A 4,718-nucleotide genomic window follows, 5' to 3' on the forward strand; every position below is an offset into this window, starting at 1 on the left:
TGGGGTGGTGCGTTGAGGCGTTCGGTGGTTTTGGCGAAGGGGAAACACCCGGTCCCATCCCGAACCCGGAAGTTAAGCCCTTCAGCGCCGATGGTACTGCATGGGAGACTGTGTGGGAGAGTAGGACACCGCCGGACACATATTGCAGGAAGGGCCCCGTCGACACCGGCGGGGCCCTTTCTCATTTGGCGGAACAGTCTCAAAAGCTGATGGACTGGTCCCGATGGGCCAATTCCCTCCGCGGCCGGCGCGTCCTCGACTGGATAAACGGTCAATCGGCTCAGGCAGGCGAACTGGTCGACTACGGAGCAGGGTGCTCGTGTGACGAGGACCTGATCGGCAGGCGGATGTCGTTGGTCTGCGGGCGTCGCGCTGCGGGGGTCTCAGGTGTGGGTGGCGGGTTCCTCGGCGGCCCGGATGCGGGCGACCTGGGGTGTGCGGGCGTCCAGGCGGATCTTCGCGAGGGCCTGGCGGCCGAGATCGGCCGCTCCGGCGTGCTTGATCTCCGCAGGGGAGAGGTACACGGTCAGGTCCGGGAAGGCGACCAGCTTGCCGCCGTCGTCGGCGGGGCCGGTGCGGAAGTCGGCCGGGTCACGCGGGGCCTTCAACCGCTCCGCGGCGAAGGCGGCTGCCGGGTCCGGCTCGCGAGTCCCGGCGGGGACGAAGGTGCCGTTGCGGAAGTACACCGTGGTCTGGGTCCGGTCGCCGGCGGCGAGGGCGGCTCGTGCGGCGCGTGCCGGGGGATCCGGCGGGCGCCGGGTGAGCAGGCGCTGCGTGCTCTGCCGCCGGGTCCGCCACAGCTTGACCACCGCCCAGATGAGGACCACCGGCCAGAGCACCAGCAGCGTCACCAGCAGGCCCGCTCCGGGCGCGTCCACCTTGATGCGGAGCGCCTCGTTCGACCGGTCGCACGTGACCGCGACGTAGTCGGTGGCGGGCGCGCGGAACGCCCCGACCCACCGGTAGCCCTTGATCTCCGCGGAGTCGCCGCCGTGCCGGACGCGGTCCAGGGTCACCGGATAGTTGGCCTTCTGGCCGTTCAGTGAGCAGGAGCCGGGGTCCTCGGAGGCCGCCACGACATGGACCCGGTAGCGCAGACCCTCGTCCACCCACAGGACCGCACGCGAATCGCCGGGTACGCCCCCCGGCCGGACGGCGTCGACCGTGCTGGCGGTGAGCAGCGCGTGATGCGTTGTCCAGAACAGCGCGGTCAGCAGAACGAGGAGGGCCAGCGCCCCGACGGGAACCAGGTACGAACGCCAGGAAACGGCGAACGGAACCCGATACCGATATGTCACCTTCGTTGGCACTCGCGAATTGTACGATCTTGCGGCCTGGAGAGGGAGATCATTTGGACGTGAAGCGTACCGGCATCGACGGCGTTCCCGTGTTCTGGAGCGAGGGCCCGCCGGGTGACGACGGCTATCGGGCGGCGCTCGTGTTCCGTGTGGGGCGGGCGGACGAGACCCTGCCAAGGGCCGGACTCACCCATCTGGTCGAGCATCTGGCGCTGTACGCCGTCGGCGATGCCGACTATCACCACAACGGCGCCGTGGACGAGTCCACCACGGTGTTCGTCACGCACGGCGAGCCCGCGCAGGTGGCCGCATTCCTGACGTCGGTGTGCAGTTCACTCGCCGCGCTTCCCATGGAACGTCTCGAAGCGGAGAAGAACATTCTGCGGACCGAGGCCGGAGGACGCGACATCGGCCCGGCCGGCCAGTTACTGCTGTGGCGTTACGGGGCGGCCACCTACGGGCTGCCCGCCTACGACGAGCACGGTCTCGCCGCCTTCACTCCCGACGATGTCCGGGAGTGGACGGCCCGCTGGTTCACCAGGGACAACGCGGCACTCGCGCTCGTCGGCGGACCTCCACCGGAAGGGCTCACCCTGCCGCTTCCCGAGGGTGAGCGCAGGCCGCTCCCGGAGCCGACCAGCGCGTTGCCGCGGACGCCCGCCTACTTCAACGCCGACGTCAACGGCGTCGCGCTGACCGGCATCGTGCCGCGCACCACCGCCGCCGGGATCTACGGCGACATCCTCGGCCGCCGCCTCCACCGCGTCCTGCGGCGCGAGAGCGCGCTGAGCTACACGACCAGCGTCGAGATCTCGGGCCGCCCGGGGGACACCGCGGAGATGCTCGCGTTCGCCGATGGGCTCGCCGAGGCACGTCCGGAACTGGCGGAGCGGTTCCGCGGGGAGATCGAACGCCTCGCCGCGGAGCCGGTGGAGGCGGACGAACTGGCCGAGGCGGTGGCGGCGCGGCGCACCGGCATCGGCTCCGACGAGGCCCGTGCGTCACAGCCGATGCGCTCGTGCCTGGCCGAACTGATGGGAACTCCGGTCCGTTCGGCGGACGAGGCCCTCGCCGCGCTCGACGAGGTCGCACCGGAGGATGTCCTGGAGGTCGGCCGCACCATGCTGGACACCGCGCTGCTGATGCTCCCTCGCGGGGAGGAGCCGCAGGGCGCGCGCTTCGCGCGGGCACCGGTGTCCGCCACGGTCGCGGTCGACGGCCGGGTCCACACGCGGCCGGACGAGCCCCGGCTCGGGCTGATCGTCGGCCGGGACGGGGTCACCGAACTGACCGGCCCGAACATGGCCACCGTCCGCTTCGACGCATGCGCCGCCGTCCTCGCCTGGCCGGACGGGGCGCGCTTCCTGGTCGGCCTGGACGGCATGACCGCCGGGATCGAGCCCAACCTGTGGCGCGCCGGCGCGGACGCGGTCGCCGCCATCGACCGGTACGCGCCTCCCGGCGTGGTCGTGCGCATGCCCGAGCGTCCCGCCGACCGCGTCCCGCCCCGCGCCGGCGCGGCGGCGGCCGAGCCCGACGACCGGACGGGCGATCCCGCACGGGCCGGTGTGGTGGCCGCAGCCTTCGGGCTGCCCGCCAAGATCAGAGCGCGCCGCCGGAGCCCCGCCTGGCGGGACGCGGCGCTGGCGGCGGTGCTGCCGAAGGTGCGCGGCGGCGACCTGCGCGCGGGCCTGCGACTGCTGGCGGGAACCCGCGACGACGCCGAGGCCCGCAGCCTCTGCCTGGAGAACCTCACCAAGGCCGCGCTCGGGCAGAGTGCGCGCCTGGCGGAGCTGTCCGCGGACGAACCCGCCGACCCGGACCTGTGCCTGTGGCTCGGCGCGACCCGCATCGACGAGGCGTGGAAAGCGCGGAGCGCCTACCGCGCCGAGTACGTCGAAGCGGAGCAGTTCGGCCGGTTCTGGCGGCTGCTGGCCCTGGGCGGGCCCCCGCTCTACCGCGCCGCCGAACTGCTGCCCGCCGACCCCGTCCCCTGGGACAAGCTCCAGTGGCACGGCATCGGCATGCAGCTCAGGCGGGACGAACTGGACCGCATCTGGCAGGAGCTCACCGACCGGGACCCGTCCCTCTACTCGGGTCACATCTCCCGTTCTCAGGCGCTCTGCAAGAAATGGTGGGGTTCGGACGCCGAGGTGCTGGACTTCGCCGAGACGGCCGTCGCGCAGGCCGAGCCCGGCGACCCGGTCACCGCGGTCCTCGCGACCGCGCACCTGGAGATCGGCCTGGAGATCGGTTCCTGGGACGACCTGAACGGCTACCTGGCCCGGCCCTCGGTGCACGGCGCCCTGGCGGAGGCCGCCGACCGGTGGCTGGAGGCGGACCGGCGGCATCCCCGGGACCTGGAGGCCCACCACTTCTTCGGCGCGGTGTTCTACCGGGCCGGCGACCACGACCGGGCCCGGCGCCACCTCGGCCCGGTCGCCCGCACCAGCGCCCCCGCTCGCGCGTGGGGGTACGCCGACGACCCGGACCGGCTGCTGGCGCGGGCCTGCCGGGACGTCCGGGCGAAGGCGTGACGGCGTCCGCCCGGCTCGTCCACTAGCTGCCGGAAGCGTCCTTCATCAGGGCCTTCGCGTAGTCGGCGAGCGAGCGGTTGTACTGGGGGAGGTGGCGGGAGAGCGCGCCGAGGGCGAGCGCCGCCGCCTCCCGCTCCCGGCCGAGGTCGGTGAGCGCGAGCGCCAGGAACGCGGTCACGGCGTCGTCGAGGCCGTCGGAGCGGGCGTCGCGCTCGGCGGTCAGCAGGGCGACGCTCTCCTCGGCCCGGCCGAGGTTGCGCAGGGTGCTGGCGTACTGGATGGTCGCCTCGCGCCGGCGCGTCCCGTCCAGCCCCGCCTCGAACGCCCGCCGGTAGTGGACGGCGGCCTCCGCCTCGTTGCCGATCGAGTCGTGCGCCGACGCCAGCTCGTACTCGGCGACCGCGTCGCCGGGCGGCAGCTCGCCGGCCAGCGCCTCGACCCTCGCGAGGAAGTCCGCGGGCTCGAGGTCGTCGAAGGCGGTCCACAGCTCGGCGATCCGCCGCTCCCAATCCGGAGTGATCATGGACCCGAGAATAGGGCGCCGGGCGGCCGCCGCGAACCGATCGATGGGCCGCAACGGTCCTGCAACCTGCCGTGCGCCAGAATTGGACCGCTCGGCGCAGGCCGGGATCATGGTCGCGTCGGTGCCAACCCACACATCTGCACCGGCGCGGCCACCGAAGCTCGGTTATCAGCGGAGCGCATCCCCTCCCGCGACAGGTTGTCAGGGCCGCCCCTGTCGGCGGGAACCGGGACGCGGCCATGGCACAACCCCCGCTGTCCACCCCCAGAGTCCCCGATAAGGCTCGCCGCCGTTCCGCCCTTCCTCGCGATCGCCACCGCCGCGGCGCTGGTCACCGCCGTCCCCGCCCGCCCGGACGAC

General features: G+C 72.9%; 3 protein-coding genes and 1 rRNA gene. 2 read left to right on the plus strand and 2 right to left on the minus strand.

The features are described 5' to 3' along the window. Positions 1-20: 20 nt before the first annotated feature. A 5S ribosomal RNA gene (gene rrf, locus E1284_RS38545) occupies positions 21-137 on the plus strand. 246 nt (positions 138-383) lie between these two features. On the opposite strand, the gene E1284_RS38550 is transcribed toward rrf, so the two are convergent. Beyond that, a complete protein-coding gene (locus E1284_RS38550) occupies positions 384-1,310 on the minus strand; it encodes a hypothetical protein (protein ID WP_131945082.1) in 927 nt (308 codons plus the stop codon). 41 nt (positions 1,311-1,351) lie between these two features. Between E1284_RS38550 and E1284_RS38555 the strand changes: the two genes are divergently transcribed. Then, the gene (locus E1284_RS38555) at positions 1,352-3,835 is read left to right on the plus strand and encodes an insulinase family protein (protein WP_165965597.1); all 2,484 of its coding nucleotides are present in this window, start codon (positions 1,352-1,354) and stop codon (positions 3,833-3,835) included. A 22-nt stretch (positions 3,836-3,857) separates the two neighbouring features. Here E1284_RS38555 and E1284_RS38560 read toward each other — a convergent pair whose 3' ends face one another. Beyond that, positions 3,858-4,358: a tetratricopeptide repeat protein gene (locus E1284_RS38560; RefSeq protein WP_131945084.1), complete on the minus strand. Its 501-nt coding sequence runs from the start codon at positions 4,356-4,358 to the stop codon at positions 3,858-3,860. Positions 4,359-4,718 lie beyond the last annotated feature (360 nt).

It is taken from the genome of Actinomadura bangladeshensis, assembly GCF_004348335.1.
GTDB lineage: Bacteria > Actinomycetota > Actinomycetes > Streptosporangiales > Streptosporangiaceae > Spirillospora > Spirillospora bangladeshensis.

Excerpts from the sequence above, each read along its gene's own strand:
- E1284_RS38560 (WP_131945084.1), bottom strand. The coding sequence starts at position 4,358 with ATGATCACTCCGGATTGGGAGCGGCGGATCGCCGAGCTGTGGACCGCC.